Source organism: Limnohabitans sp. T6-20 (assembly GCF_003063505.1).
Taxonomy (GTDB): domain Bacteria; phylum Pseudomonadota; class Gammaproteobacteria; order Burkholderiales; family Burkholderiaceae_C; genus Limnohabitans_A.
Map to the genome: position 1 here is coordinate 536251 of NZ_NERW01000001.1, position 26504 is coordinate 562754.

The window sequence follows — 26504 nt, forward strand, 5'->3', positions numbered from 1 at the left end:
TCACAGGAGACATCACCATGAAACGCAAACTTCTTGCAACCGCAGCATTGGCTGCATGCGCATTGGCAGGCACAGCGCAAGCCCAGGTCTCTGACAACCTCGTCAAGATCGGTGTGCTCAGCGACATGTCGGGTCCTTACTCCGACATCGGCGGCCCCGGCTCCGTGGTCGCAGCCAAGATGGCGGTTGAGGACTACATCAAGGCCACCAAGAGCACGCTCAAAGTGGAAGTTGTCAGCGCCGACCACCAGAACAAACCCGACATCGGCTCCAACATCGCCCGCCAGTGGTACGACACCGACAAGGTCGACATGATCACCGACGTGCCCACCTCCTCGGTGGGTCTGGCCATTGCCCAGATCACCAAAGACAAGAACAAAGCCCACGTGAACACCGGTTCGGCCACCGCTGACCTGACGGGCAAAGCCTGCAACGCCAACGTGGTGCACTACCTGTACGACACCTGGATGCTGGCCAACGGCACCGGCAAGGCGATCGTGAAAAACGGTGGCAGCAGCTGGTTCTTCCTGACCGCCGACTACGCATTCGGTCACGCCTTGGAGCGCGACACCGAAGCTGTGGTGACCAAGAACGGTGGCAAAGTGGTGGGCAAGGTCCGCACGCCTTTCCCAACGCAAGACTTCTCTTCCTTCCTGCTGCAAGCGCAAGCGTCCAAGGCCAAGATCATCGGCCTGGCCAACGCGGGTGGCGACACCATCAACTCCATCAAGCAGGCATCTGAATTCGGCATCGTCAAAGGTGGCCAGAACCTCGCCGGCATGCTGGTCTTCTTGCCCGATGTGCATGCATTGGGTCTGGACAAAGCACAGGGCCTGTTGCTGACAGAAACCTTCTACTGGGATCTAAACGACAACACCCGTGCTTGGTCCAAGCGTTTCGCTGCCCTGCATGGCGGCAAAATGCCTTCGTCTGACCACGCGGGTGTCTATGCCGGTGTGATCCACTACCTGAAAGCCGTCGATGCGGCCAAGACCGATGACGGCGCCAAAGTGGTGGCCAAAATGAAGGAACTGCCGACCGACGACGTGTTGTTCGGCAAAGGCTCCATCCGCGCTGACGGTCGCAAGATCCACCCTGCTTACCTGTTTGAAGTCAAGAAGCCTTCGGAATCCAAAGGTCCCTATGACTACTACAAGGTCGCAGCCACCATCCCTGCCAACGAAGCTTTCCGCCCTCTGAACGAAGGCGACTGCCCTCTGGTCAAGAAGTAATCCACCCCCTGTTCACGCAAGCCTGAAATCACCATGGAAATCTTTGGCATTCCCTCTCAAGCTCTGTTCGGGCAGCTGCTGATCGGACTCATCAACGGGTCCTTTTATGCGCTGCTCTCCTTGGGCCTGGCCGTGATTTTCGGCTTGCTGAACATCATCAACTTCTCACATGGCGCCCAATACATGCTGGGTGCTTTTGTGGCCTATCTGGGCCTGAACAAACTGGGCGTCAACTACTGGGTGGCGCTGGTACTGACACCTTTCATCGTCGGCGCCAGCGGTGTGCTGATCGAGCGCACCATGCTCAAGCAGCTCTACAAGCTCGACCACCTCTATGGTCTGCTGCTCACTTTCGGTCTGGCGCTGATCATTCAGGGTCTGTTCCGCAACGAATTCGGGTCATCGGGCATGCCTTATCCGGTGCCTGAAGTCTTCCAAGGCGCATTCAACACCGGCTTCATGTTCCTGCCCAAATACAGAGCCTGGGTGATCGTGGCGTCGTTGGTGGTGTGCCTGTCCACCTGGTACGTGATTGAGCGCACCAAGCTGGGCGGCTACCTGCGCGCCGCCACCGAAAACCCGAGCCTGGTGCAGGCCTTTGGCATCAACGTGCCGCGCATGATCACACTGACCTATGGCTTTGGTGTGGGCCTGGCCGCATTGGCGGGTGTCATGGCCGCACCGATTTACCAGGTCAACCCGACCATGGGCGCTGACCTCATCATCGTGGTGTTTGCCGTGGTGGTGGTGGGTGGCATGGGCTCCATCATGGGCGCCATCCTGACGGGCTTTGGCCTGGGCCTGATCGAAGGCCTGACCAAAGTGTTCTACCCCGAAGCGTCCAATGTGGTCATTTTCGTGATCATGACCATCGTCCTGCTCATCAAGCCCGCCGGTCTGTTCGGCACTCAGAAGTAACACCATGTCCAACGCGATTTCTGCCTCTGTATCGGCCAAATCCTCCAAGCACCTGTGGGTGGCGTTTGCCATCATGGTCCTCGTTCTGGCTGTGGCCCCCGTCTGGGTCTATCCCGTCTTTCTGATGAAGGTGATGTGCTTCGCCTTGTTCGCCAGCGCCTTCAACCTGCTGCTGGGCTTTGGTGGCTTGCTGTCTTTTGGCCACGCCATGTTCATGGGCTCGGCCGGTTATGTCGCGGCCTATTCGGCCAAGTCCTGGGGGCTCAACCCCGAGCTGTGCGTGCTGCTGGGCACCGTGTCCTCGGCCACCTTGGCGTTGGTGGTGGGCCTGTTGGCCATCCGCCGCCAGGGCATCTACTTTGCGATGATCACACTGGCGCTGGCCCAGATGGTGTTCTTCTTCTGCTTGCAAGTCCCGTTCACCGGTGGCGAGGACGGCATCCAGGCCGTGCCACGTGGCAAGTTGTTCGGCTTGGTGGACCTCGAAAACAACGTCAACATGTACATCTTCGTGTTGACGATTTTTCTCTTGGGCTTCTTGCTGATTTGGCGTGTGATCCACTCGCCCTTTGGCCAGATCCTCAAGGCGATCCGCGAGCATCCCGACCGTGCCACGTCCTTGGGCTATGACACCGACACCTTCAAGCTGCTGGCCTTTGTGATTTCGGGTGCTCTGGCCGGTACGGCAGGCGGCACCAAGGCGCTGGTGTTCCAGCTGGCGTCGCTCACCGATGTGCACTGGTCCATGTCGGGTGAGGTGGTGCTGATGACGCTCGTGGGGGGCATGGGCACATTGTTTGGTCCGTTGATCGGCGCTGCCGTGATCATCAGCATGGAAAACTACCTGGCCCATCTGGGCGCTTGGGTCACCATCATTCAGGGTGTGATCTTCGTGATCTGCGTGCTCGCTTTCCGCCGCGGCATCATGGGTGAAATCGCCAACTGGATCAAGAAGCCTCTTTAAAGCACTCATCTTGCCAAAGCAAAAAGCCCGCGCATGCGGGCCTTTTGCTTTGGGAAAACCTTCGGTTCAGCGCATGAAATTCTTCACGTAGTCCGCACCGAGCCCCACGTTTTCGAAGTGCGCCCGGTATTTCTCGATGCGGGTGAACACATCGTCATAACCGGTGGCGTTGCCTTGCGTGTCCACATACATCAGTGCGCCGTGCACGGTGAACATGGTGACCATGTCCTGGCAATCGTCGGGAACGACCAGTGTGTGGGTTTCACCCGGTGGTTCAAACACATAGCCACCGGCTTCGGCCACCCAGTCGTGCTCCAGATACAGCCATTTGCCACGCAACACATAAGCGTGGACCATGCCCGAGTGGCGGTGGCGCTGCAACAGCCCCGAGCGTTTGACCTTGAGCAGGTGAACGTAAAACCCGCCCGACGTATTCAAATGCAAAGGCCGTGACCAGATGCCCGGAGCTATGGGAGCCCACAGCCGTTCATCGTCCGTGTCCACATCAGGGATCACCATGTCGGGCGACATCCCCCAGGGCTGCGGTTTGGCGTAGGGGATGCGGTCATCTGCGGCAGCAGACGGGGTCTCGGCTAGGGTCATGGTGTTTCAGGCAACAATCAAAACCGCAGCTTAAAACGCCCAAGGGCGTCTGTCAGCACCGGGGGTGACAGCGCCAGACAGCGCTGATTAGCGCAAAGCTTCAGTGCCCTTCGAACGACACCAGGGTAAACAGCTTGAGCCCACTGGCCTGAATGCGATCTGAGCCACCCAGCTCGGGCAAGTCCACGATGGCCGCGCCCTCAATCACGGTGGCATCAAGCTTTTCGAGCAACTTTTTGCCCGCCATCATGGTGCCGCCCGTGGCAATCAGGTCGTCGATCAGCAGCACCCGCTGGCCGGGTTTGACCGCATCGGTGTGCAGCTCGACGGTGGCGCTGCCGTACTCCAGCTCGTAGGTTTCTTCCACGGTGGTGAAAGGCAGTTTGCCCTTTTTGCGAATGGGCACAAAGCCCAATCCCAATTCATACGCCACGACCGAACCCAAAATGAAGCCCCGCGCATCCAGCCCAGCCACCACGTCAGGCCGCAGGGCGGGGTGCATGTAGCGGTGCACGAAGGCATCGATCAGCACACGGAACACGCGTGGGTCTTGCAAGAGCGGCGTGATGTCCCGAAACTGCACGCCCGGCGCAGGCCAATCAGGCACTGTGCGAATGTGGCTTTTCAGGTAATCGTTGACGTTCAGATCGTCCATGCTTTCAACCTCGCAAGAGTTTTTCTTCGGCCACAGCCAAAGTCTGTGATTTGCCCGACAACACCAGCGTATCGCCCGAATGCAGCTCGGTTTCATCGCTCACGTTTTCAGGTTGGCCGTTGGCACGGCGCAAGTTCACCACGCGCACGCCCATGGCGTGAAAGGCCAGGTCTTTCACCCGTTTTCCAAGCCAAGGCGAAGCCATGGGCAAGCCCACCGTGGTCAGCCGTTCATGGTCGATTTCGTCCAGCGTGTCGTCGTCAGCACCATGGAAATACCCCCGCAGCAAGTTGTAGCGCGCATCGCGCTGGTCCTGCACGATGCGAATCACGCGGCGCATGGGCACGCCCACCAGCGCCAGCGCATGGCTGGCCAGCATGAGTGAGCCTTCCAGCGCTTCGGGCACCACCTCGGTCGCCCCTGCAAGCTGCAACTTTTCCAAGTCAAGGTCGTCTTGCGTGCGCACGATCACCGGCACTTGCGGGGCATGGCTGTGGGTGTGGTCCAGCACCTTCATGGCGGCGGGCACATCCAGATACGTGATCACCACCGCGCTGGCGCGCGCCAGACCTGCGGCCATGAGCGACTGCAAACGTCCGGCATCGCCAAAGACCACCGAGTCTCCGGCTGCTGCGGCCTGCCGCACCCGGTCCGGGTCGAGGTCAAGCGCCATGTAGGGGATGTTTTCTTTTTCCAGCATGCGGGCCAGGTTTTGACCGCAGCGGCCATAGCCACAAATGATCACGTGCTTGCTGGTGTTGATCGATTTGCGCGCGATGGTCGTCATCTGCAGCGACTGTTGCAACCACTCGCTGGCCACCACTTTCATGACGATGGTGTTGCTGTGCATGATGATGAAGGGCGTCGCCATCATGGACAGCACCATGCTGGCCAGCACCGGGTTGAGCAAGGCGGGTGGGATCAGGTTGCTTTGCGATCCCAGCGTGAGCAAAACAAAACCGAATTCACCGGCCTGCGCCAGGTACAAGCCGGTGCGCAGCGCCACCCCGTTGGGTGCGCCCGTGAGCTTGGCCAATGCTGTGACCAGCACCAACTTGAAAATCACGGGCAGCGTGGTCAGCAACAAGACCAAAGGCCAGCGTTCGACCACGATATGCCAGTCGAGCAACATGCCAATGGTGATGAAGAAAAGCCCCAACAACACATCGTGGAATGGCCGGATGTCCAACTCCACCTGGTGTTTGTATTCGGTCTCGGAAATCAACATGCCAGCAATGAAAGCCCCCAGCGCCAAGCTCAGACCCGCCAGCTCGGTGATCCAGGCCAGGCCCAGCGTGACCAACAACAGGTTCAGCACAAACAGCTCTTCGCTTTTTCGCCGCGCCACAATGGTGAGCCACCAGCGCATGACGCGCTGACCGCCGGTCATAAGCAAGGTGATCAAAATCGCCGCTTTGACAGCTGCCAACAACAAGGCCGACAACATTTCATCGGCCGGTGCACCCAAGGCCGGAATCATCACGATCAGAGGCACCACCGCCAAATCCTGGAACAGCAAAACGCCCATCACCCGCTTGCCGTGTTCGGACTCCAGCTCCAGACGATCGGCCACCAGCTTGACCACGATCGCGGTGCTGCTCATGGCCATGGCGCTCGACAAAGCCAAGGCCGTTTGCCATTCCATCTTCCAGAGCGTGGGTGCGATGGTGGCCACAAACAAGGAGAACACGGTCACGATGACCAAGGTCAGCACCACCTGCAACAAACCCAGGCCAAAGACGTGTTTGCGCATCGAGCGCAGTTTGGGCAGATTGAACTCCAGACCAATCACGAACATCAGGAACACCACACCGAACTCGGCCAAGTGCTTCACGCCATCGGAGTTTTGTGCCAGCGCCAGCGCATTGGGGCCAATGACCACGCCGACAGCCAAATAACCCAGCATGGGCGGCAGCTTGAGCATGCGGCAACCAACCACGCCCAGCACGGCGGCCAAAAGGTACAACAGGGTCAACTCCAAAGCGCTCATGCTTCGATGGTAACAAGCACTTGTGACAGAACCGGCAGTTCAGCCGGACGGACAAGGGCCTTGTGTGGCCTTGAACGCCATCTTCGCAGGCCACACACGGCGCCCGATAAAATGCCGGTCATGCTCGCCAATACCGTCCAAACCCTGCAACTCGCCCGCGAGACCCTCGACATCGAGGCCTCGGCCTTGTTGCAACTCAAAGCACGCCTGGACGAACGCTTTGTCAAAGCCGTGAACATGGTGCTGGGCGTGCAAGGCCGGGTGGTCGTCACGGGCATGGGCAAAAGCGGCCACATTGGCCGCAAGATCGCAGCCACTTTGGCATCCACCGGCACCCCGGCCATGTTTGTTCATCCAGGAGAAGCCAGCCACGGCGACCTGGGCATGATCCAGCTCATCGACGTGGTGCTGGCCTTGTCCAACAGCGGCGAGAGCGACGAGCTGGTCGCGATCCTGCCGGTGCTCAAACGGCAAGGCGTGCCCTTGATCGCCATGACGGGTGGCCTGAATTCTTCGTTGGCACAGCATGCCGATGTGGTGCTGGACTGCTCTGTCGACAAAGAAGCCTGCCCCCTGAATCTGGCCCCGACCGCCAGCACCACAGCCCAGCTGGCCATGGGCGATGCCTTGGCCGTGGCCCTGCTGGATGCGCGGGGCTTCAAACCCGAAGACTTTGCGCGCTCACACCCGGGCGGATCGCTGGGCCGCCGCTTGCTCACGCACGTGAGCGATGTGATGCGCAAAGGCGATGCCTTGCCCCGCGTGGGTCCCGAAGCCAGCTTCACGGACCTGATGCGCGAGATGAGCCACAAGGGACTGGGTGCATCGTCGGTGGTGGATGCCCAGGACAAAGTGCTGGGTATCTTCACCGACGGCGATTTGCGCCGGCTGATCGAGAAGGGTGCCGACCTGCGCAGCCTCAAGGCCCGCGATGTGATGCACGCCCATCCGCGCACCATCCGCGTAGAGGCACTGGCCGTCGAAGCGGTCGAAATGATGGAACAGTTTCGCATCACCAGCATTTTGGTGGTGGACGAGGCCGGGCGTCTGTGCGGTGCCATCAACACCAACGACCTGATGCGGGCCAAGGTGATCTGACATGCAAGCTTTGACACCCGCCCTGAATTACCCAGCCGAGCTGCTGCTGCAAGCACGAGGCATTCGCGTCGCATTTTTTGATGTCGATGGCGTGCTGACTGACGGGGGGCTTTACTTTTCTGAAGCCGGCGAAGCACTCAAACGATTCAACACACTCGACGGACAAGGCCTCAAGTTGCTGCAACAAGCGGGCATCACGCCGGTGGTCATTACGGGCCGTGACTCGCCCGCACTGCGTTTGCGACTCAAGGCATTGGGCATCACCCACGCCCGGTTTGGCACGGAAGACAAGCGGCCCGCAGCCGAAGCATTTTTGCAAACCTTGGGACTTGACTGGTCTCAAGCGGCGGCCATGGGCGACGATTGGCCCGATTTGCCGGTGATGCAGCGCGCGGCCTTTGCCTGTGCACCTGCCAACGGCCATGCGCAAGCCAAGGCGGTGGCACACCACATCACCGCCGAACGAGGCGGCGAAGGCGCTGCCCGCGCCTTTTGCGATGTCTTGCTGGTGGCCAGCGGCCAATACGCCAAGCTGCTGGCACAGGTCGGCGTCAACGCGCACACAGGCCCATCCGCATGAACTTTTTTCGCCGCCTGCTGGACCAACTCAGCGTCTACCTGCCCTTGATCATGATGGCCCTGCTGGCATCGGGCAGTTGGTGGCTGGTGCGAAGCGTGCCCGAACTGCTGACTCCCTCGACCAACAAGCCCGTGCGCCAGGACCCGGATTACCGCTTGGCTGATTTTTCTGTCAAATCGTTTGACAAGTCCGGGCGCATCACGCGCGAAGTCAGCGGTGACAAAGCACAGCACTACCCGGCAACCGAAGCGCTGAACATCGATCAGATTCGCATCTACGCCGAAAGCGAAACGGGTGCCACCATGAATGCCAAAGCTGTGCAAGGCATCGCCACAGACGATGGCACGCGGGTCACATTGATCGGGGATGCCTATGCCATCCGACACCCGCACGGCACAAGTGCTCAAGTGGAGCTGCGGGGTGAACGACTGGAGGCCTTGCCGGACGAAGACCGGTTGGTGTCATCTGACCCGGTTCACATCACCCGTGACCGTGATGTGTTCACCGCAGAAACCATGAACTTCAACAGCAACACCGGCGAATACTTGCTGCAAGGGCGCGTGCGCGGCACGCTGATGCCCAAAATCAAACCCTGAGGTCCGACTTCGCTGGCTGCCGGTTGCTGTGCCTGCGGCGCAGTGGCAGCTGATGGCACTCACCAGTATGTCCAGCATCAAGGCTTTGCGTGCACACCAGAAACGACAAAGCCCTGCAGAGCAGGGCCTTGCCAGGATTCAAGGGCCGATGGTCAGATCGGCCGGGGGTGTGAATCAGTAACCGCCGCCGTAGCCGCCACCGCCTTCGCGACGACCGCCACCGCCAGCACCGCCGCCACGTGGGCCAGCGCCGTAGGGGCTGCGGAAACCGCCACCGCCACCTTCGCCACCACCGTAGCCGCCGCCGCCTTCGCGACGACCACCACCGTAGCCACCGCCGCCGCCTTCACGACCGCCGCCGTAGCCACCACCGCCTTCGCGGCCGCCGCCATAGCCGCCGCCACCTTCACGGCGACCACCGCCAAAACCACCACCGCCACCAAAGCCGCCGCCACCAGTGCGGGGAGGACGTGCTTCCATGGGGCGGGCTTCGTTGACCACCACGTTGCGGCCGCCCAATGGCTGGCCATTCATGCCGTTGATGGCCGCTTGAGCTTCGTCGTCGCTGCCCATTTCCACAAAGCCGAAGCCTTTGGAGCGGCCAGTGTCACGTTCCATCATGACTTTGGCGCTGGTCACAGCACCGAATTCACCGAACGCTTGTTCCAGATCGCCGTCGCGAACCGAGTAAGGCAGGTTGCCGACGTAAAGTTTGTTGCCCATGAAAGGGACTCCTCAAAACACAGAGATAAAAGCGATGTAGCTCTGAAAACGCATTCAACAAACCTGAAACTTCGGAAGGAAAGCGAAACTGATCTGGTCACCGCAAACATTACTTCGCTGTTTCTTGCAGTGAAGTCTGGCGATTATGCGCGATAAAACAAAAAAAAGCGCAAGGGATATTCACCCGAAGCCCGTCAGAATGTGCTTTGCAGCACAAATCTGTTGTTTTACCAACTCACTTCGCGGTCCGGTGTGGCGCTGATTTTGTGGACGCTCAAGTCAGCACCATCAAACTCTTCTTCAGGGCTGAGTTTCAAACCCAAAGTCAATTTGAGGACGCCATAAACCAGGCAGCCACCCAACAGGGCCCAAGCCACGCCCATGACGGTACCCATCAATTGCGCGGTCAGATTGACGCCACCCAAGCCCCCCAGCATTTGCGTACCAAATATGCCAGCGGCAATACCGCCCCAAGCACCACACACGCCATGCAAAGGCCAAACACCCAGCACATCGTCAATCTTCCATTTGTTTTGGGTCAGGGTGAACATGACAACAAACAAACCACCGGCTACAGCGCCAACCACCAGCGCACCAAATGGGTGCATCAAGTCCGACCCGGCGCACACAGCCACCAAACCCGCCAAGGGGCCGTTGTGCACAAAGCCCGGGTCATTTTTGCCCAACACCAGCGCCACCAAGGTGCCGCCGACCATGGCCATCAGGGAATTGACCGCGACCAGCCCCGAAATTTTGTCCAGGGTTTGCGCACTCATGACGTTGAAGCCAAACCAGCCCACGATCAGAATCCAGGAGCCCAAGGCCAGAAACGGAATACTTGAAGGCGGATGGGCCGAAACCTCACCGTTTTTGCGGTACCGGTTGTAACGTGCGCCCAAAAGCACCACGGCGGGCAACGCGATCCAGCCCCCCATGGCATGCACCACCACAGAACCGGCAAAGTCGTGAAACTCATCGCCCGTGACCGCTTTGATCCAGGCCTGAACACCAAAATGCTGGTTCCAGGCGATGCCTTCAAAGAAGGGGTAGACAAAACCCACAATCACGGCGGTGGCAATGAGCTGAGGCCAGAACTTGGCTCGCTCGGCAATGCCGCCCGAAATGATGGCGGGGATGGCCGCCGCGAAAGTCAGGAGAAAAAAGAACTTGACCAGTTCATAGCCATTCTTGAGCGCCAATTGCTCGGCCCCCACAAAAAATGTCGTGCCGTAGGCCACGCTGTAACCCACCACAAAATAAACCACAGTGGACACCGAAAAGTCGACCAGGATTTTGACCAGCGCATTGACCTGGTTCTTTTTGCGAACTGTTCCCAGCTCCAAAAAGGCAAAGCCGGCGTGCATGGCCAGCACCATGATGCCGCCCAACAAGATAAATAGCGCATCCGCGCCCTGTTTCAGTGCTTCCATGACCGTCTCTTGAGAGTTTTTGAATTGAATTGGTGCGTAAAGGGTTCAAAAGCCCTCGGCGCACCAAACAAAAGCAAGAAATAGGCCCAAATTGATGCATGCCATGTGCATCGGTCCCCAAAGTCACGCATGCACCTCTCAAATGGACGTGATCCGTTCGTCTTATACTTGCCCGATGCGCCGATTTGAACCCGATTGCGGGCGCCACAACCCCAAAGGGTTGCGAAATTCAGCTAAATGGCGTGTGTTTCAACTCATTGAAGCCCGGCCCAGCTGACTGCGAAGCCGGGTTTTGTTTTGTTACCTGAACACTTTCGATGTTGATCGCCGAGTCCAAAAGCATGCTGTTTGAGGCCTCTTTGCCTTTGCAAAGCGGCGCGTCCATTCGTGGCTATTCGCTGAGCTACGAAACCTACGGTACGCTCAACGCCGACAAGTCGAATGCCGTGCTGATCTGCCACGCCCTGAACGCCTCGCACCATGTCGCGGGGGTGTACGCAGACCAACCCAACAACGTGGGCTGGTGGGACAACATGATCGGCCCCGGCAAACCGCTGGACACCGACCAATTCTTCGTCATCGGCGTGAACAACTTGGGCTCGTGCTTTGGCTCGACCGGCCCGATGGACACCCACCCCGACACCGGCCGCGTTTACGGTGCCGACTTTCCCGTGGTCACCGTCGAAGACTGGGTCAACGCGCAAGCCCGTTTGCTGGACGCTTTGGGCATCGCGCAACTGGCCGCAGTGATGGGCGGCAGTCTGGGCGGCATGCAGGCATTGAGCTGGACGCTGCAATACCCCGAGCGCGTGAAGCACGCCGTGGTGGTGGCCAGCGCCCCCAACCTGAACGCTGAAAACATCGCCTTCAACGAAGTGGCGCGGCGCGCCATCGTGACCGACCCGGATTTTCATGACGGGCACTTTTACGAACATGGCGTGGTGCCCAAGCGGGGCCTGCGCATCGCCCGGATGATCGGTCACATCACGTACCTGAGCGATGACGTGATGAACGAAAAGTTTGGCCGTGAACTGCGCGAAGCCGTGACCAGCAACGCCACGGGTTACAAATACTCAACACAAGAAGTCGAGTTTCAAATCGAAAGCTACTTGCGCTACCAAGGCGACAAATTCAGCGAATACTTTGACGCCAACACCTATTTGCTGATCACCCGGGCACTGGATTATTTTGACCCCGCACGCGCTTTCGGTGGCGACCTGTCGGCCGCACTGAGCCGTGCAGCCTGCAAATTTTTGCTGGTCAGCTTCAGCACCGACTGGCGCTTTTCGCCCGCCCGCAGCCGCGAAATGGTCAAGGCCCTGCTCGACAACCGCCGCGATGTGAGCTACGCCGAGATCGATGCCCCTCACGGGCACGACGCTTTCTTGCTCGACGATGCACGCTACCTGAACGTGGTGCGCTCTTACTTTGACAACATCGCCCAGACACTGAACGGGGAGGCCCCATGAGCGACCCCTTGATCATGCAAGCCATTGCCCGCTTGGTGCCCCATGGTGCCCGCGTGCTCGACCTGGGCTGCGGCGACGGGGCCTTGCTGGCCTACCTGCAGCAACACAATGCCTGCACCGGTTACGGCGTGGAGCTGGACGACGCCAATGTGCACGCCTGCGTGCAGCGCGGCGTGAACGTGATCCAGCTGAACTTGGACGAAGGCCTGAGCATGTTTGCCGACCAGTCGTTTGACGTGGTGCTTCAGATCGACACCTTGCAACACCTGCGCAACGCCGAAACCATGCTGCGCGAGACGGTGCGAGTGGGCCGTGTGGGCATTGTGGCTTTCCCCAATTTTGCGCACTGGTTCAACCGCCTGAGCGTGTTGCAAGGCCGCATGCCGGTGACCAAACGCCTGCCCTACCAGTGGTACGACACGCCCAACATCCGCGTGGGCACCTTTGCCGACTTTGGTGACCTGGCCCGCAAAAACGATCTGCGTGTAGTGGATGCCTTTGGCCTGCAACACGGCCAGGAAGTGCGCCTGTGGCCCAACTTGATGGCGGGCACTGCGGTCTACAAGTTGCAACGCGGCTGACATGCCACACACGCCAGCCAAGGTGAGCGCGCACCCAACCCATGGTCCCTGGCTGATCGCCAACTTGCTGGCCCAGGTTTCTTTTGGTCTGCTGGCCATGACCTTGTGCCTGCCCTCCATGCAGGAGTGGGGGGCGATCTTTGACACCCAGCAAGCCGATGTGCAGCTGACTTTCAGTGGCTACGTCGTGGCCTATGGTGCTTTGCAACTGATGTATGGCCCACTGTCCGATCGACACGGGCGCAAACCCATCCTGATGCTGGGGCTGGTGGTGGCAGGCCTGGCGTCGGTCATGGCCGCGCTGGCCAGCGACATCACCACACTCACCGTCGCCCGGGTGCTGCAAGGCGCAGGCAGCGCCGCCAGCATGGTGGTCAGCCGCTCCATGGTGCAAGACCTGTTCACCGGACCACAGCGCACCCGGGTCATGGCCTACATTGGCATGGCGCTGGGCATGTGCCCACCACTGGCCACACTGATTGGCGGGCAAATCCACGTGCGCTTGGGCTGGCAGGCCAACTTCGTGCTGCTGGCCGTGTTGGCCTTGGCGCTGCTTTTGGCCACCTGGTTCGGCCTGCCCCGCGTGGCCAAACCCCCACCTGGCGACAGCCACTGGCTGCGCGCCATGCTCAGCGCCTATGCCCGGCTGTTGCGCGAGCCTCGCTTCTTGCTTTACGTCGCCATCCTGGCCGCCACCACCGCCACGTTTTATGTGTTCCTGGGTGGCGCACCCATCGTGCTCAAGGGCTACGGGATTGGCCCCGACGGGATCGGCTGGTTCATCATGGCCGTGCCGCTGTCTTACATCCTGGGCAACTTCATGACCTCGCGTTTGATTCAACGGCTGGGCGAAGCGCGCGTGATGGCCTGGGGCCAGGCTTTGACCCTCACCGGACTGGTCGTGATGCTGGGCTTGGGTTTGGCGGGTGTTCAGACCGCGCTGGCGGTGGCTTTGCCCCTGCTTTTGCTCGGTCTGGGCCATGGCCTGCTCAACCCGCCAGCACTGGCGGGCACCGTGAGCGTGTTGCCCGCACTGGCCGGGTCGGCCGCTGCCGTGGCAGGCCTGATGCAGCAACTCACCGGTGCCACAGGGGGCTATCTGGTCGGGCTGGTGCCACACGAAGGCGCGGTCAACCTCGGCTGGATGATGTTGGGTTTTGCCCTGATCGCGGCCATCGCCCAATTTTTTCTGCACAAGCGTTGAGCGTGCGCAAAGCCGGGTGCGTTTCAGGCGTGCCCCGGTGGGTGTTTTCGGTGTAGTCTGAAGCCCATGGACACCGCCACCCCAGCAGCATCCCCATCCCCTTCAGGCCCGGCCCAGCGGGCATCGCCTTTGTCTTTGCGCCGGGTCGCCATCGACAGCTACCGCGAAAACGTGGCCTACCTCAACCGCAATTGCGCCGTGTACCGGGCGGAAGGTTTCCAGGCACTGTCCAAAGTCGAAGTGCGCGCCAACGGACGGCATGTGCTGGCCACGCTGAATGTGGTGGACGACGACACCATCGTGGCCTGCGGTGAAGTGGGCTTGTCCGAAGACGCCTTCCAGCAAATGGGCGTGGCCGACGGCCACACCGCCTCGGTTGCACAAGCCGAACCGCCTGCATCGATGGAAGCGCTGTTTCGCAAAATCAATGGCGAACGCTTGAACCAGGACGACTTCCACGCCATCGTGCAGGACATTGCGGGACACCACTATTCCAAAATCGAACTCACGGCATTCGTGGTCGCCACCAACCGGGGCGAAATGGACCGCGAAGAGGTGTACTACCTGACCGATGCGATGGTCACCGCAGGCCGTCGACTGAACTGGCGCGAGCCCTTGGTGGTCGACAAACACTGCATCGGCGGCATCCCCGGCAACCGCACTTCGATGCTGGTGATGCCCATCCTGGCGGCCTACGGCATCTTGTGTCCCAAGACCTCGTCGCGCGCCATCACCTCGCCCGCAGGCACGGCCGACACTATGGAAGTGCTGGCCGATGTGGAGCTGCCGTTTGAAAAACTCTCCGAGATCGTGCGCACGCACCGGGGCTGCCTGGCGTGGGGCAGCACAGCCGATTTGTCGCCGGCAGACGACGTGCTGATCGCGGTCGAGCGACCGCTGTCGCTGGATTCGCCCGCACAAATGGTGGCCTCCATCTTGTCCAAAAAAATCGCAGCGGGCTCCACCCACTTGGTGCTGGACATCCCGATCGGCCCCACAGCCAAAGTGCGCTCCATGCCCGAAGCGCAGCGCCTGCGCCGCTTGTTTGAATACGTGGCCTCGCGCATGCACTTGTCGCTCGAAGTGGTCATCACCGACGGGCGCCAGCCGGTGGGTCAGGGCGTGGGACCCATGCTGGAAGCGCGTGATGTGATGCGGGTGCTTGAAAACGACCCGCGTGCACCCAACGACCTGCGGCAAAAATCGCTGCGGCTGGCGGGTCGCCTGATCGAAGCCGACCCCGATGTGCGCGGCGGTGACGGTTTTGCCATTGCGCGTGACATCCTCGACTCGGGTCGGGCCCTAGGCCGCATGCAAGCCATCATCACCGCACAAGGCGCGCGCCCTTTTGACCACAACCACCCGCCTTTGGGTGCGTTGACGCTCGAAGTTTGTGCGCCGACCGATGGCGTGGTGATCGGGATTGACAACCTGCAAATCGCCCGCATCGCCCGCATGGCAGGTGCCCCCAAAGTGCAAAGCGCTGGCGTGGACCTGCTGCACAAACTGGGCGACAGCGTCGCTCAGGGTGAGCCCCTGTACAGGGTGCACGCCGCATTCCAGAGCGATCTGGAATTTGCGTCGCAGCTGTGCCAAAAATCAACGGGCTACACCCTGGGTCTGGCACAGGAAGTGCCGCATGTGTTTGTGGAGTTTTGATGCCGGAGTCCCGATGCCCGAATCTGCAGTCCTGCTCTACTTTGAAGACGAAGCACCCGCCGCATGGCGTTTGGCTGATGCGGCCGACCTGAAGCCTTGCCTGGTTCAGCGCCACCGCTTTCCCGATGGCGAGCTGCAATTGACACTGCCCGCGCACTTGCCGCCGCACGTGGTGCTGCTGCGCAGTCTGCACGCACCCAACGACAAACTGGTCGAGCTGCTGCTGGCGGCTCAAACCGCTCGCGAGCTGGGTGCACAGCACTTGAGCTTGGTGGCACCTTACCTCGCCTACATGCGGCAAGACATGGCTTTTGCCCCCGGTCAAGCCGTGAGCCAGCGGATTGTGGGGGCATGGCTGGCCAACTTGTTCAATGCAGTCATCACCGTGGATCCCCACTTGCACCGGGTGGCGAGTTTGGCGCAAGCGGTTCCGGCCCAACAGGCGATCACCCTGAGCGCTGCGCCCCTGCTGGGCGACTGGATTGCGCGGCACCGGCCCAACGCTTTTCTGCTGGGGCCAGACAGCGAATCAGCGCAATGGGTCACGCAAGCCGCGAGCGCCCATGGTTTTGAACACGCGGTGTGCACCAAGCTGCGCCGCGGCGACCGCGAGGTCGAGGTGGTGCTGCCAGCGTGCGCGCTGCGAGGCAAGGCGGTGGTGATTCTGGACGACATGGCGAGCAGTGGCCACACCCTGGCCACTGCCGCGGCGCTGGCCCTGGCAGCAGGTGCCGCCAGCGTGGATGTGGCGGTGACGCATGCACTGCTGGCTGGCGACGCGCTGCAACACATTCACCAGGCGGGCGTGGGCGAATTTTGGAGCACCGACGCGATTGCGCATGCCAGCAACGTGGTGCAACTGGCACCTCTGCTGGCGCAAGGGCTCAAATCATTGGCTTGAGCGCACGGTCTGCGCTTACTTTCCGAACAAGCTGGTGATGTGCTGCCACGCACGCAGCAACCAGCCCGCACGCTCCACATCGGCCTGCGCGACCAGCGGGGCTTCGCCCATCGGCTTGCCGTTCGAGGTCGCGATCACTTTGCCAATCACCGCGCCTTTGGTCACCGGTGCCTCCAGGCCCGGCTTGAGCACCACGGCGGTTTGCACCTGCACACCACGCGGCACCGTCAACAACCACGGTGCGCCCAACCCGGCCGCCACGGTGTCGGCCTTGCCAAAGCTGATCTTGGCCGTCGTCACCACAGCGCCTGGCTGAATCGGGGTGGTTTTCTCGAAGCTGCCAAAGCCCCAGCCCAGCAGCGTGCGCGTCTGGTCTGCCCGCGCCTGGGCGCTGTGCGTGTTGAGGATCACCGAGATCAGGCGCATGTCGTTGCGCTTGGACGAGGTGACCAGGCAATAACCGGCCTCTTCGGTGTGACCCGTCTTCAACCCGTCCACAGAGGGGTCGGTGTAGAGCAAGGCATTGCGGTTGCCTTGCTTGATGCCGTTGTACTTGAACTCACGCTCGGCGTAGATGGGGTAGTACTCGGCACCGTCTTTGATGATGGCGCGCGCCAGGATGGCGAGGTCACGCGCAGACGATTTGTGCGCCGGGTCCGGCAGGCCCGTGGGGTTCACGAAATGGGTGTGCGTCATGCCCAGGCGCTGGGCCTCGGCGTTCATCAGTTTGGCAAAACCCTCTTCGGAAGCCGCCATGTGCTCTGCAATCGCCTTGGACGCGTCATTGCCCGACTGGATGATGATGCCGCGCAGGAGGTCGATGACGGTGGCCTGGCTGTTCAGCGGCAAATACATGCAAGACTCGGTGCTCGAACCCCGGCACCAGGCGTTTTGGCTCACGGTGACCAGATCGGTGGGCTTGAGCTTGCCCGAGCGCAGCGCCTGCTCAACGATGTAGCTCGTCATCATCTTGGTCAGCGACGCGGGTGGCAGCGCTTCGTCCGCATTGGCCGAGGCGAGCACCTCACCCGAGTCAAAGTCCATCAGCAGCCAGGCCTTGGCGGGCAGCGCGGGCGGATTGGCGGCCAAAGCGGTCTGGGCTTCCAGTGGCGGCAGTGCGTTGGCAGCGGCCGCCGTCTTTTTGGAGGGCGTGGCCTTTTTAGAGGGTGCGGCCTTTTCGTGCGCTGCAGGCTTGCTGGCATGCGCACCCGCTGCAAATGCCGCAGCGCCAGGCGCCAGAACACCAGCGGCGATGGCGAAAAAGAAAGGAAGGAGGGAAGAAGTTTTGATTTGCATGGCGATGAAAGGCTGAGCGCCGATTGTCGCCTATCGAAGACGGACACTCCCCCGAAGCTGACGGTACTTTGGATGGCGCTATTTGGCGCAGATGGCGGCACGGGCATGGACAGCTTTACCAACGCTTGCGAAATGCCGCTTTGTTTGCCCCCCCGCAAGCCGGGCAAATGCTTGTCGTTGAAGACGGTGTTGATGTTCTGTTTTTTTAAGACCCTCGATAAGAAATTATCTGCTTTTCCAGAATGGCCGCACCGCCTATCGTCGAGTCTTCTTTAACCCACTGGAGAAAATTTCATGCAGATCATTGTTGAATCCCGGGACGCCGATGGCGCGCAGATGCGTGAACTTTCCGTGCAGCGGGTGCGCTTTGCCTTGCGGCGATTGAGCAGCTATGTGCCGCGTGCCAAAGTGCAGTTCACCGACGTGAACGGCCCAAGGGCGGCATTGACAAACGCTGCCAGGTGGAACTCAGCACCGCCAAAGCGGGCACCGTGGTCATCGCCTCGCTGGCAAGTGACTGGCGCACCGCGCTGGACCGATCCATGGGCCGTGCCACCCGGGTTCTGACGCGCAGTCTGCAGCGGGTTCAAAAGCCGGTGCGTGACCGCAGCGCCAAGCTGGCCATCTGCAGCTAAGCCATCAGACAAAGGCAGGAACCACATATGAACAGTACACCCGTGCACCCGCCAACCAGCCCACTGGTTTGTCCTTCGGCGGCAGGAATTGGGCACAAAGGCATGGGCCTGATCCGCATTGGAGGTGCCTGTGTTTGATCTCGCAGCACCAGACACCGCACTGGGCATCCTGGTCGTAGCCGTCGCCATTTTGTATTCTGCTTGGCATGACTACAGGGCTGGCAACTCGCGCGACGCCCGGTTGCTGACCACCCTTGGCGCAGTCAGTCTTATGGGTGGCACCTTGGCCTGGTTCCAATGAACTTCTCTGGCCGATCATGGATGCGTGCAGACATGATCGGCAGAGGAAGCGCCAGGATCAGGGAACAATGGCCGTGAAGAGGTACACCGCGAAGATGACCAGGTGGACCGTCCCCTGCATGACGGTTGTGCGCCCCGTCCCCAAGGACAAAGAGGCCACCAGCAGAGACAACAAGAGCAAGACTGTGGATTTGGCGTCGATCCCCAATGTGAGGCTCCAACCATTCATGAGGGAGACCAGAGCAACAGCGGGGATGGTCAACCCAATGCTGGCCAATGCCGAGCCGAGGGCCAGGTTGAGGCTGGTTTGCAAACGGTTGGCACGCGCCGCTTGATAGGCGGCAATGCTCTCGGGCAACAAGACCACGGCAGCGATGATGATGCCGACCAGTGTTTTAGGCGCACCCATGTCAGCGACAACCGCTTCCAGAGTGGGTGAAAGTGTCTTGGCCAACAACACCACCGATCCCAGGCACGCCAGCAACAATGCGGCACTCAGGATGGCCGTCTTGTTGGACGGGGGCTGCGCATGCACGGCTTCGTCCGCTTCGGCTTCCACAGGCAGAAAATAATCCCGGTGTCTCACGGTTTGGATCAGCACAAATGTGCCGTACAAAACCAGCGAAACGATGGCGATGAACAGGAGTTGGCTGCTGCTGTAGACAGGGCCCGGGGTGGTCGTGGTGTAGTTGGGCAACACCAAGGTCAGCACAGAGATGGCCGCCAGCGTTGCCAGTGCCGCAGAAATACCGAATAAACCAAACGATTGCTCGCCATGGCGGCGTCCCCCGCTGAGCAGACAAATGCCGACCATGCCGTTGAGGATGATCATGACCGAGGCAAAGACCGTGTCCCGGGCCAAGCCGCTTGCCGCCTCCCCTCCCGCGATCATGAGCGACACGATGAGCGCCACTTCAATGGCGGTGACAGCCAATGCAAGCACCAGCGTGCCGTAAGGCTCCCCCACCCGATGCGCCACCACTTCTGCATGAAAAACGGCCGCGACAATGCCGCCCACCAAGGCAGTGACAACGAGCACTTCGAACAGGCCCGGCAAGGTGGGGCGATACCCTGTCAGAACCAAGGCGAGAACAATGCAAGTCGCAATGGGGGCAAGGGTGGACCATGCTGGCAGTCGAGAGGCTAATTTCATGGGCACAGTCTATACAACTGGGCTGCAAGGGCTCTGGACAACCTTATTTCGCAGCGTACCATGCATCGCCAAGGGTCTGGCCTGTCTGGGTCGGCGGAGCGAACCCCTCTCAGCCGCGGGCCTTTTGTAGCGCCTCGCGCAACACCTTCAAATCCCCAATGTGATTGGCCAACAGCAGGATCAGGCGGGCGTTGAGCGCTTCGCTTTCTTCGTCGCTCAAGCCGTTGTGCGCGTTGATCAGGTGTTCATAAAACTCGTCACCGGGCGAGAAGTCACGGAAAAACCGGCGACCGGCTTCATGGAAGTTGGGGTCTGTTTTCAAAGTGGCGTTGATGTCGGTGTTCATGTCAGTCCTTGGAGAGGTTCAGGCTTGGCCGATGTGGCCACCGATCGCACGGGCCAGAGCGGCTTGCAGTTGGGCAGCGTCCAGCGTGCGCCAGCGGGCCACCACATGCTGGTCGGGGCGCAGCAGGTAGGTGGTGCCGGGTGTGGCGTCGTAGCGTTTGGCCACCAGGCCTTGGCTGTCGACAATCACTTTCACGCCGGGGATGTTCAGCGGGCGTGAGGCCACGATGAGGGGGCTTGGCTTGATGGGCAGAACATTCGCGCGCAGGGGCGCGCTCCCACAAGATGCCAATTGCGCCAACACATCGGGCGAGGGCGGTGCGTCCACAAACAGCATGACCTGAAAGCCCTTGCCCACCTGATCGAGCAGCCAAGCGTCCTGGCCGTTCACTTGCATGGGTGCGTCGTCCATCGGTGCGCCGGGCACCATCTGGCCTGCAAAGCTGTCGGTGTCGGGCGTGTTGAGCACCGAGTCGGTCAGGAAAGACGGCATGGACAAGCGGCCCGAGTTGACCAGCTTGCGTGCAAATGGGTAGTGCTTGGCCAGCGCGAGCACCTGGTTGCGGAAGGTGCGGCTGGTGCGGCTCTTGGGCGTGATGAAGTCGGTCGAGCGCGTCGAGTTCATGATGTTCTCATCGGCCGCAAACTGGCGGTCGTGCGCGTAGGTGTCGAGCAGCTTGTCGCTGGCTTGGCCCTTGATGACCAATCCCAACTTCCACATCAAATCGTCCGCATCCTGAAAGCCCGAGTTGGCCCCGCGTGCGCCAAAGGGCGAAACCTGGTGCGCCGCATCGCCGACAAACAGCACGCGCCCATGGCGAAAGTCGGTCATGCGGCGGCACTGGAAGGTGTAGATGCTCACCCACTCCAACTCAAACGGGCGGTCGTCGCCCAGCATGGCCTGCAGGCGCGGAATGACTTTTTCGGGCTTCTTTTCTTCTTCGGGATCGGCGTCCCAGCCCAGCTGGAAGTCGATGCGCCAGACGTTGTTGCTCTGCTTGTGCAGCAGCACGCTCTGCTTGGGGTGGAAAGGCGGGTCGAACCAGAACCTGCGCTCGGCCGGGTAGTCGGCCTTCATGATCACGTCAGCGATCAAGAAGCGGTCCTGGAACACACGGCCTTCGATGTCCAGACCCAAGTGGCGGCGGATCGGGCTGCGCGCACCGTCGGCCACCACCAGCCAGTCGGCTTCGATGCCAAACGTGCCGTCGGGCGTTTCCACCGTCAACGTGGCGTGGTCGTCGTGCCGCGTCACCGCCGTGACCTTGTGCTGCCAGCGGATGTCGGCACCCAGCTCCAGCGCGCGGGCGATCAGCATTTCCTCAATGTGGTACTGCTGCAGGTTGATCATGCCGGGGCGCTTGTGACCCGCGTCGGGCACCAGGTTGAACTGGTACACCTCGCCCTCTTCGAGGAAGGTGCGGCCAATGTTCCAGCTCACACCCAAGTTGCAAGCCTGCTCGGCAATGCCCAGGCGATCGAGAATTTCAAGCGAGCGTTTGGCGTAACAAACGGCCCGTGACCCCACAGAAACGGTTTTGTCGTCGTCAAACAGCAGCACATCCAAGCCCTGCAGCCGGGCATCGATGGCAGCGGCCAGGCCCACAGGCCCTGCACCAATGATGATCAGCGGTTTGCGCTGCGGCGGCGTCGACATCAGGTCGGCGGGTGCCTTGTAGGGATAAATCGGGTTGGTGTAAGCACCCATGCGTGGTCTCCGGCCATGAGAAAAGCACCCTCAGGTGCGACAGGCGATAATTTACTATAGATAAATCAATTTACTTATCCGTAATTGACTAACTTGAAGGGCTATTGATCCCCTTGCTTCAAAAAGCGCGGTTTTTGGCGCAACACATGAAGTCACGCTATGCTCCAGACCTGTCTTTTGTATGACAACTTCATGACTCCCCACTTCACCCCCGTGACCAGCGGTGCGCGCCTGTCTGACCAGGTGGCCGAACAACTGGCGACCGAAATCAAGCAAGGCCGCCTCATGCCGGGCGACAAACTGCCCACCGAGGCCCGACTGGTGGCGCAATTTGAGGTCAGCCGCACTGTGGTGCGCGAAGCCGTTTCACGCCTCAAGTCCTTGGGCCTGGTCGACTCGCGTCAAGGCAGCGGGGTGTTCGTGAGCCAGAAGCTGCCCTTTGCACCGCTCAACTTTGAGGTCAGGCATGCAGCATCTCAAGAGGCCGTGATCCAGATGGTCGAGGTGCGCCGTGCCCTGGAAGCGGAAGTGGCCGCCTTGGCCGCACAACGGCGCAATGCCCAGGACATTCGGGCCCTCAAGCAAGCCGTGAAAGCGCTGGACACCGCCGTGAAATCGGGCGGCAACGGCGTGGCAGAAGACGTGAAGTTTCACCGGGCCATCGCCGATGCCACGCGCAACCCTTTCCTGATTCAGACACTGGAATACCTGGGCCAGTTTTTGCACGGCGCCACCCAAGTGACGCGGGCCAACGAGGCCAGGCGCATCGACTTTGCCACCGAGGTGCAAACCGAACACCACGCCATTTTGCAAGCCGTGGAGGCCGGTGACGCCGACGCCGCACGGCAGGCTGCGGCCACACACATGGGCAACGCCATTGAGCGCATTCAGCGTGCACCGCCCGACTTTTGGCAGCAAGAAGGTGAACGCCTGGCCCAGCCTTTGGTCAAAGGCCTGCGCGCTTGAAAACCCGAATCAAGCCAAGGGGCCGCTTCACTCGACCTTGATGTTGGCCGCCTTCACCACACCGGCGTAACGCGACAGGTCCCGCGCCATGTCGCGGCCAAACTTTTCGGGACCGCCGGGGCTGGCGGTGATGCCCAAGGTGTTCAAGCGTTCGCGCACAGCGGGGTCGTTCAAAACCACATTCAGTTCGGTGTTCAGCTTGTCCACAATCGCCCGTGGCGTTTTGGCCGGAGCCAGCAGGCCCACCCAGGAGTTGATGTCGAAGTCAGGCACGCCTGCTTCCATGAAAGTGGGCACATCGGGCATGGACGGCGCACGCTGCGCGCTGGACACCGCCACCGCATGCAATTTGCCCGATTTGACGTGCTGAATCGCGCCTGCCACGGCGGTGTAGACCAGTGGAATGGTGCCGCCCAACAAGTCGGTCATGGCTTGGCCGCCACCTTTGTAGGGGATGTGGGTCAAGTTGGCACCCGTGCGCTGCTTGAGCAATTCGCCTGCGATGTGTGGCGTGCCGCCCGTGCCCGAGGTGCCATACGACAAACCGCCCGACTGGGTCTTGGACAAGGCGATCATCTCCTTGAGTGTCTTGGCGGGTACCCCAGGATGCGACACCAAAATCAGGATGGCGTCGCCGATCTTGCCGATCGGGGCAAAGTCTTTGGCGGTGTCAAAACCCACTTTGGGAAAGACATGCGGGTTGATCACCAAGGTGCCGTCAAAGCCCAGCAGCAGGGTGTAACCATCGGGCTCGGCCGAAGCCACCAGTTGCGTGCCGATGTTGCCCGAGGCGCCGGGCTTGTTGTCCACGATCACCTGTTGCCCCAAGCGCTTGGAGAGTTGCTCTGCAATCAAGCGGCCGCTGGTGTCGGTCACGCCGCCTGTGGCAAAGGGCACCACCAGGCGGATCGGTTTGCTGGGGTAGGCCGATTGCGCATCTGCCGTGCTTGCACTCAGCGCCAAGCTGCCCAATGCGCCGACCAGCAGACCCGTGCTCAGCATCGTTTGCAGCCATGGGCGTCGTGGCCAGGTTTTCAGGGTTTCCATCGTTGTCTCCTCGTTGTATGAATGGGGGCCATAGGCCATGAGAAAAATCAGTCGGTTTCTGCGTAGCGCTTTTCAAAAGCCCACACGTCCTCAAACCCCATCAGCTTTGTCAGGTCGGCAAAGTCATAGAGCGGTGTGCTGCCCTTGGCCGACGAGCCCGTGTCCTTGAACTGCTGGTACACCTGCGTCATGGCCTGCACCCCGGCCAGCAAGGCGGTCACGGGGAAGATGGCGATCTTGTAGCCCAGCGCTTCCAGCTCAGGGCGGGTCAACACCGGGGTGCGGCCTTTTTCGACCATGTTGGCCACCAAGGGCAAGTCAAAGCTTTGGCCAATGCGGCGCATCTCTTCTTCGGACTCGGGCGACTCGACAAACAAAATGTCGGCCCCGGCTTTGGCGTAGGCCTCGGCACGGCGCAACGCTTCATCGAGGCCGAGCGTGGTGCGGGCGTCGGTGCGGGCGATGATCAAAAAATCTTTGGACGCGCGCGAGTCCACCGCCACCTGGATCTTGCGCACCATGTCGGCCATGGGGATCACGCGGCGGCCTGGGGTGTGGCCGCACTTCTTGGGGAACTCCTGGTCTTCGAGCTGGATCGCGCAAGCCCCTGCGGCCTCATAGCCCCGGATGGTGTGGCGCATGTTGAGCAAGCCGCCGTAGCCGGTGTCGGCATCGGCAATGAGTGGCGTGCGGGCCATGCCCGCCATGGCCGTGACGCGGCCCACCATGTCGCTGTAGGTGGCCAGACCAGCGTCGGGCAGACCCATGTGCGAGGCCACGGTGCCGTAGCCGGTCATGTACAGCGCATCAAAGCCGAAGCTGTCGGCCAGACGCAAAGACACCATGTCAAACACACCCGGCGCAACCACCAGACCCGGTTGATTCAAACGCGCACGCAAAGCAGAGGTTTTGGTATTCATGAGGCAAATTTTGATGAAGAGTGTTTAAATCACGAGATTCAACTCCACTATTTCAGCAGAAGAGAACTCCATGGACCTGCACCTGCGCGACAAGCATGTTTTGATCACTGGCGGCAGCAAAGGCATTGGCCTGGCTTGCGCCCAAGCCTTTCTTGAAGAGAGCGCCAAGGTGACCCTGGTGTCGCGTGACGCCGCCAACCTGAACGCCGCCCGGGCCAAGTTGCAAGCCAACTTTGCCGCCGACCGCATCCACACCTTCGCCGCCAATTTGCGCGATGCGCAAGCGGCCGTCGTGGCCCTTGATTCGGCCGAAGCCGCGTTTGGTCCGGTTGATGTGTTGGTCAACTCGGCGGGTGCTGCCAAGCGCACGCCCGCACCCGAGCTGACGCCCGAAGCCTGGGCCGATGCCATGCAGGCCAAATATTTCACTTACATCCACATGATCGATCCGACCATCAAACGCATGGCCGCTCGTGGGCAAGGCGCTGTGGTCAACGTGGTGGGCAATGGCGGCAAAGTGGCCAGCCCCATCCACTTGCCGGGCGGCGCAGCCAACGCGGCATTGATGTTGGCCAGCGCGGGCTTGGCTGCCGCTTATGGCGCGCAAGGCATCCGCGTCAACGCGATCAACCCCGGCCTGACGCTGACCGACCGCTTGCAAGAAGGCATGGCCGCAGATGCGCGACTCAAAGGCATCGACACCCAAGAAGCCATGGCACAAGCCGTGGGCAAAATTCCTTTGGGTCGCATGGCTGCACCCCAAGAAATTGCCCATGCTGTGGTGTTTCTGGCCTCGTCCAAAGCCAGTTACATCACCGGCATTTGCATGAGCATGGACGGCGCACTGAACCCGATCGTGGTCTAGCAGACAGACTCAGGCTGGCCCCGTGTCATGCTGGGTCTGCCACCGCCCTTTCCGTTTTTCAAGACCCACAAAAACCATGACCATTTCCCAAGCACGGGCGCAGCGCCTGCAGGACATTCCGCGCCAATGCCTGGCCTCTGCCTTGTGGGTCTGGCTGGCCCTGACGGGTATTGCACAGGCAGAGCTGGCACCGCTGCAAACGGTGCCCTCGGTCGATGTGCCGCGCTACATGGGCACCTGGTACGAGATCGCAAAATACCCCAACTGGTTTCAAAAGAAGTGCACCAGCAGCACGCAGGCCACCTACAGCCTGCAAGCCGATGGCCGGGTGCAAGTGCTCAACCGCTGCAAAACCGACAAGGCCGAGTGGAGCGAAGCACTGGGGGCCGCTCGGCAAATTGGCGGGCCGACCTCGGCGCAGCTCAAGGTGCGTTTTACGCCCGAATGGCTGTCGTTCATCCCCATGGTTTGGGGCGATTACTGGATCATCGATCTGGACCCGCAATACCAGTGGGTGCTGGTGAGCGAGCCCCGACGCGAATACCTCTGGGTCCTGTCGCGCACGCCCCAAATGCCCACAGCCACTTACCAGCAGCTGCAGAGCAAACTGGTGGCCTTGGGTTTTGACTTGAACCGGCTCCAGCTCAGCCCACCTTGAAAGCCACG

27 protein-coding genes are annotated in these 26504 nt (G+C 60.8%); 16 read left to right on the forward strand and 11 right to left on the reverse strand.

Annotated elements, in window-relative coordinates; genetic code table 11:
• Positions 1-17 precede the first annotated feature (17 nt).
• Genes B9Z33_RS02580 through B9Z33_RS02590 form a run of 3 tightly spaced genes read left to right on the forward strand, consistent with a single transcriptional unit; the run spans position 18 to position 3114 of the window.
• A complete protein-coding gene (locus B9Z33_RS02580) occupies positions 18-1232 on the forward strand; it encodes an ABC transporter substrate-binding protein (RefSeq protein WP_108285444.1) in 1215 nt (404 codons plus the stop codon).
• A gap of 33 nt (positions 1233-1265) precedes the next feature.
• Positions 1266-2150, forward strand: a complete 885-nt coding sequence (locus B9Z33_RS02585; RefSeq protein WP_108285445.1) for a branched-chain amino acid ABC transporter permease — start codon at positions 1266-1268, stop codon at positions 2148-2150.
• 4 nt (positions 2151-2154) lie between these two features.
• On the forward strand, positions 2155-3114 hold the full coding sequence (locus B9Z33_RS02590) for a branched-chain amino acid ABC transporter permease (protein WP_108285446.1): 960 nt from the start codon (positions 2155-2157) through the stop codon (positions 3112-3114).
• 66 nt (positions 3115-3180) lie between these two features.
• On the opposite strand, the gene B9Z33_RS02595 is transcribed toward B9Z33_RS02590, so the two are convergent.
• From B9Z33_RS02595 to B9Z33_RS02605, 3 genes are all read right to left on the reverse strand, one after another.
• A complete protein-coding gene (locus B9Z33_RS02595) occupies positions 3181-3717 on the reverse strand; it encodes a 2,4'-dihydroxyacetophenone dioxygenase family protein (protein ID WP_108285447.1) in 537 nt (178 codons plus the stop codon).
• Between the two features lie 100 nt (positions 3718-3817).
• On the reverse strand, positions 3818-4372 hold the full coding sequence (locus B9Z33_RS02600; RefSeq protein ID WP_108285448.1) for an adenine phosphoribosyltransferase: 555 nt from the start codon (positions 4370-4372) through the stop codon (positions 3818-3820).
• A 4-nt stretch (positions 4373-4376) separates the two neighbouring features.
• Positions 4377-6362 (reverse strand): monovalent cation:proton antiporter family protein, encoded by a 1986-nt coding sequence (locus B9Z33_RS02605; RefSeq protein ID WP_108285449.1) that lies wholly within the window; start codon positions 6360-6362, stop codon positions 4377-4379.
• Positions 6363-6482: 120 nt separating this feature from the next.
• Here B9Z33_RS02605 and B9Z33_RS02610 point away from each other — a divergent pair, with 120 nt between their 5' ends.
• The 3 genes from B9Z33_RS02610 to lptC are packed head-to-tail and all read left to right on the forward strand — an operon-like array spanning position 6483 to position 8636.
• Positions 6483-7460 (forward strand): SIS domain-containing protein, encoded by a 978-nt coding sequence (locus B9Z33_RS02610; RefSeq protein WP_199220269.1) that lies wholly within the window; start codon positions 6483-6485, stop codon positions 7458-7460.
• A gap of 1 nt (position 7461) precedes the next feature.
• Positions 7462-8040 carry an HAD family hydrolase gene (locus tag B9Z33_RS02615; protein WP_108285451.1) on the forward strand — a complete coding sequence of 193 codons (579 nt, stop codon included), beginning with the start codon at positions 7462-7464 and terminating at the stop codon, positions 8038-8040.
• A complete protein-coding gene (gene lptC, locus B9Z33_RS02620; RefSeq protein WP_108285452.1) occupies positions 8037-8636 on the forward strand; it encodes an LPS export ABC transporter periplasmic protein LptC in 600 nt (199 codons plus the stop codon). Before B9Z33_RS02615 ends, lptC begins: the two co-directional genes overlap by 4 nt.
• Before the next feature lie 174 nt (positions 8637-8810).
• Here the strand turns inward: lptC and B9Z33_RS02625 are convergent, their stop codons facing one another.
• Positions 8811-9359: an RNA-binding protein gene (locus tag B9Z33_RS02625; RefSeq protein ID WP_108285453.1), complete on the reverse strand. Its 549-nt coding sequence runs from the start codon at positions 9357-9359 to the stop codon at positions 8811-8813.
• 227 nt (positions 9360-9586) lie between these two features.
• Positions 9587-10789, reverse strand: coding sequence for an ammonium transporter (locus B9Z33_RS02630; protein ID WP_108285454.1), 1203 nt, complete (start codon positions 10787-10789; stop codon positions 9587-9589).
• 317 nt (positions 10790-11106) lie between these two features.
• Here B9Z33_RS02630 and B9Z33_RS02635 point away from each other — a divergent pair, with 317 nt between their 5' ends.
• The 5 genes from B9Z33_RS02635 to B9Z33_RS02655 all read left to right on the forward strand — a co-directional run bounded on the left by B9Z33_RS02635 (position 11107) and on the right by B9Z33_RS02655 (position 16603).
• Positions 11107-12258: a homoserine O-acetyltransferase gene (locus tag B9Z33_RS02635; RefSeq protein WP_108285455.1), complete on the forward strand. Its 1152-nt coding sequence runs from the start codon at positions 11107-11109 to the stop codon at positions 12256-12258.
• Positions 12255-12839 (forward strand): methionine biosynthesis protein MetW, encoded by a 585-nt coding sequence (metW, locus tag B9Z33_RS02640; RefSeq protein WP_108285456.1) that lies wholly within the window; start codon positions 12255-12257, stop codon positions 12837-12839. The genes B9Z33_RS02635 and metW overlap by 4 nt, the downstream gene beginning before the upstream one ends.
• 1 nt (position 12840) lies before the next feature.
• Complete coding sequence (locus tag B9Z33_RS02645; protein WP_108285457.1) at positions 12841-14043, forward strand: Bcr/CflA family efflux MFS transporter; 1203 nt, start codon at positions 12841-12843, stop codon at positions 14041-14043.
• Positions 14044-14109: 66 nt separating this feature from the next.
• The gene (locus B9Z33_RS02650) at positions 14110-15702 is read left to right on the forward strand and encodes a thymidine phosphorylase family protein (RefSeq protein ID WP_233252701.1); all 1593 of its coding nucleotides are present in this window, start codon (positions 14110-14112) and stop codon (positions 15700-15702) included.
• A gap of 13 nt (positions 15703-15715) precedes the next feature.
• Positions 15716-16603: a ribose-phosphate diphosphokinase gene (locus B9Z33_RS02655; RefSeq protein ID WP_108285458.1), complete on the forward strand. Its 888-nt coding sequence runs from the start codon at positions 15716-15718 to the stop codon at positions 16601-16603.
• A 15-nt stretch (positions 16604-16618) separates the two neighbouring features.
• On the opposite strand, the gene B9Z33_RS02660 is transcribed toward B9Z33_RS02655, so the two are convergent.
• A complete protein-coding gene (locus B9Z33_RS02660) occupies positions 16619-17899 on the reverse strand; it encodes a D-alanyl-D-alanine carboxypeptidase family protein (RefSeq protein ID WP_108285459.1) in 1281 nt (426 codons plus the stop codon).
• 461 nt (positions 17900-18360) lie between these two features.
• Between B9Z33_RS02660 and B9Z33_RS15680 the strand changes: the two genes are divergently transcribed.
• On the forward strand, positions 18361-18534 hold the full coding sequence (locus B9Z33_RS15680; protein ID WP_233252702.1) for a hypothetical protein: 174 nt from the start codon (positions 18361-18363) through the stop codon (positions 18532-18534).
• 130 nt (positions 18535-18664) lie between these two features.
• The gene (locus B9Z33_RS15500; protein ID WP_158270163.1) at positions 18665-18835 is read left to right on the forward strand and encodes a hypothetical protein; all 171 of its coding nucleotides are present in this window, start codon (positions 18665-18667) and stop codon (positions 18833-18835) included.
• A 57-nt stretch (positions 18836-18892) separates the two neighbouring features.
• On the opposite strand, the gene B9Z33_RS02680 is transcribed toward B9Z33_RS15500, so the two are convergent.
• From B9Z33_RS02680 to B9Z33_RS02690, 3 genes are all read right to left on the reverse strand, one after another.
• Positions 18893-19987 (reverse strand): calcium:proton antiporter, encoded by a 1095-nt coding sequence (locus B9Z33_RS02680; RefSeq protein WP_108285462.1) that lies wholly within the window; start codon positions 19985-19987, stop codon positions 18893-18895.
• Between the two features lie 109 nt (positions 19988-20096).
• Positions 20097-20333, reverse strand: a complete 237-nt coding sequence (locus tag B9Z33_RS02685; protein WP_108285463.1) for a DUF2783 domain-containing protein — start codon at positions 20331-20333, stop codon at positions 20097-20099.
• Between the two features lie 18 nt (positions 20334-20351).
• Entirely contained in the window at positions 20352-22040 is a 1689-nt protein-coding gene (locus tag B9Z33_RS02690; protein WP_108285464.1) for an FAD-dependent oxidoreductase, read from the reverse strand.
• Positions 22041-22232: 192 nt separating this feature from the next.
• Here B9Z33_RS02690 and B9Z33_RS02695 point away from each other — a divergent pair, with 192 nt between their 5' ends.
• Positions 22233-23006 (forward strand): FadR/GntR family transcriptional regulator, encoded by a 774-nt coding sequence (locus B9Z33_RS02695; RefSeq protein WP_108286107.1) that lies wholly within the window; start codon positions 22233-22235, stop codon positions 23004-23006.
• Positions 23007-23033: 27 nt separating this feature from the next.
• Here the strand turns inward: B9Z33_RS02695 and B9Z33_RS02700 are convergent, their stop codons facing one another.
• Both B9Z33_RS02700 and B9Z33_RS02705 read right to left on the reverse strand, forming a co-directional pair.
• Positions 23034-24008 carry a tripartite tricarboxylate transporter substrate binding protein gene (locus B9Z33_RS02700; protein WP_108286108.1) on the reverse strand — a complete coding sequence of 325 codons (975 nt, stop codon included), beginning with the start codon at positions 24006-24008 and terminating at the stop codon, positions 23034-23036.
• A 92-nt stretch (positions 24009-24100) separates the two neighbouring features.
• The gene (locus B9Z33_RS02705) at positions 24101-24973 is read right to left on the reverse strand and encodes an oxaloacetate decarboxylase (RefSeq protein ID WP_108285465.1); all 873 of its coding nucleotides are present in this window, start codon (positions 24971-24973) and stop codon (positions 24101-24103) included.
• A 70-nt stretch (positions 24974-25043) separates the two neighbouring features.
• Between B9Z33_RS02705 and B9Z33_RS02710 the strand changes: the two genes are divergently transcribed.
• Together B9Z33_RS02710 and B9Z33_RS02715 are read left to right on the forward strand one after the other, a co-directional pair.
• The gene (locus B9Z33_RS02710; protein WP_108285466.1) at positions 25044-25838 is read left to right on the forward strand and encodes an SDR family oxidoreductase; all 795 of its coding nucleotides are present in this window, start codon (positions 25044-25046) and stop codon (positions 25836-25838) included.
• 76 nt (positions 25839-25914) lie between these two features.
• Positions 25915-26496, forward strand: a complete 582-nt coding sequence (locus B9Z33_RS02715; RefSeq protein ID WP_108285467.1) for a lipocalin family protein — start codon at positions 25915-25917, stop codon at positions 26494-26496.
• The last annotated feature ends 8 nt before the right edge of the window (positions 26497-26504 follow it).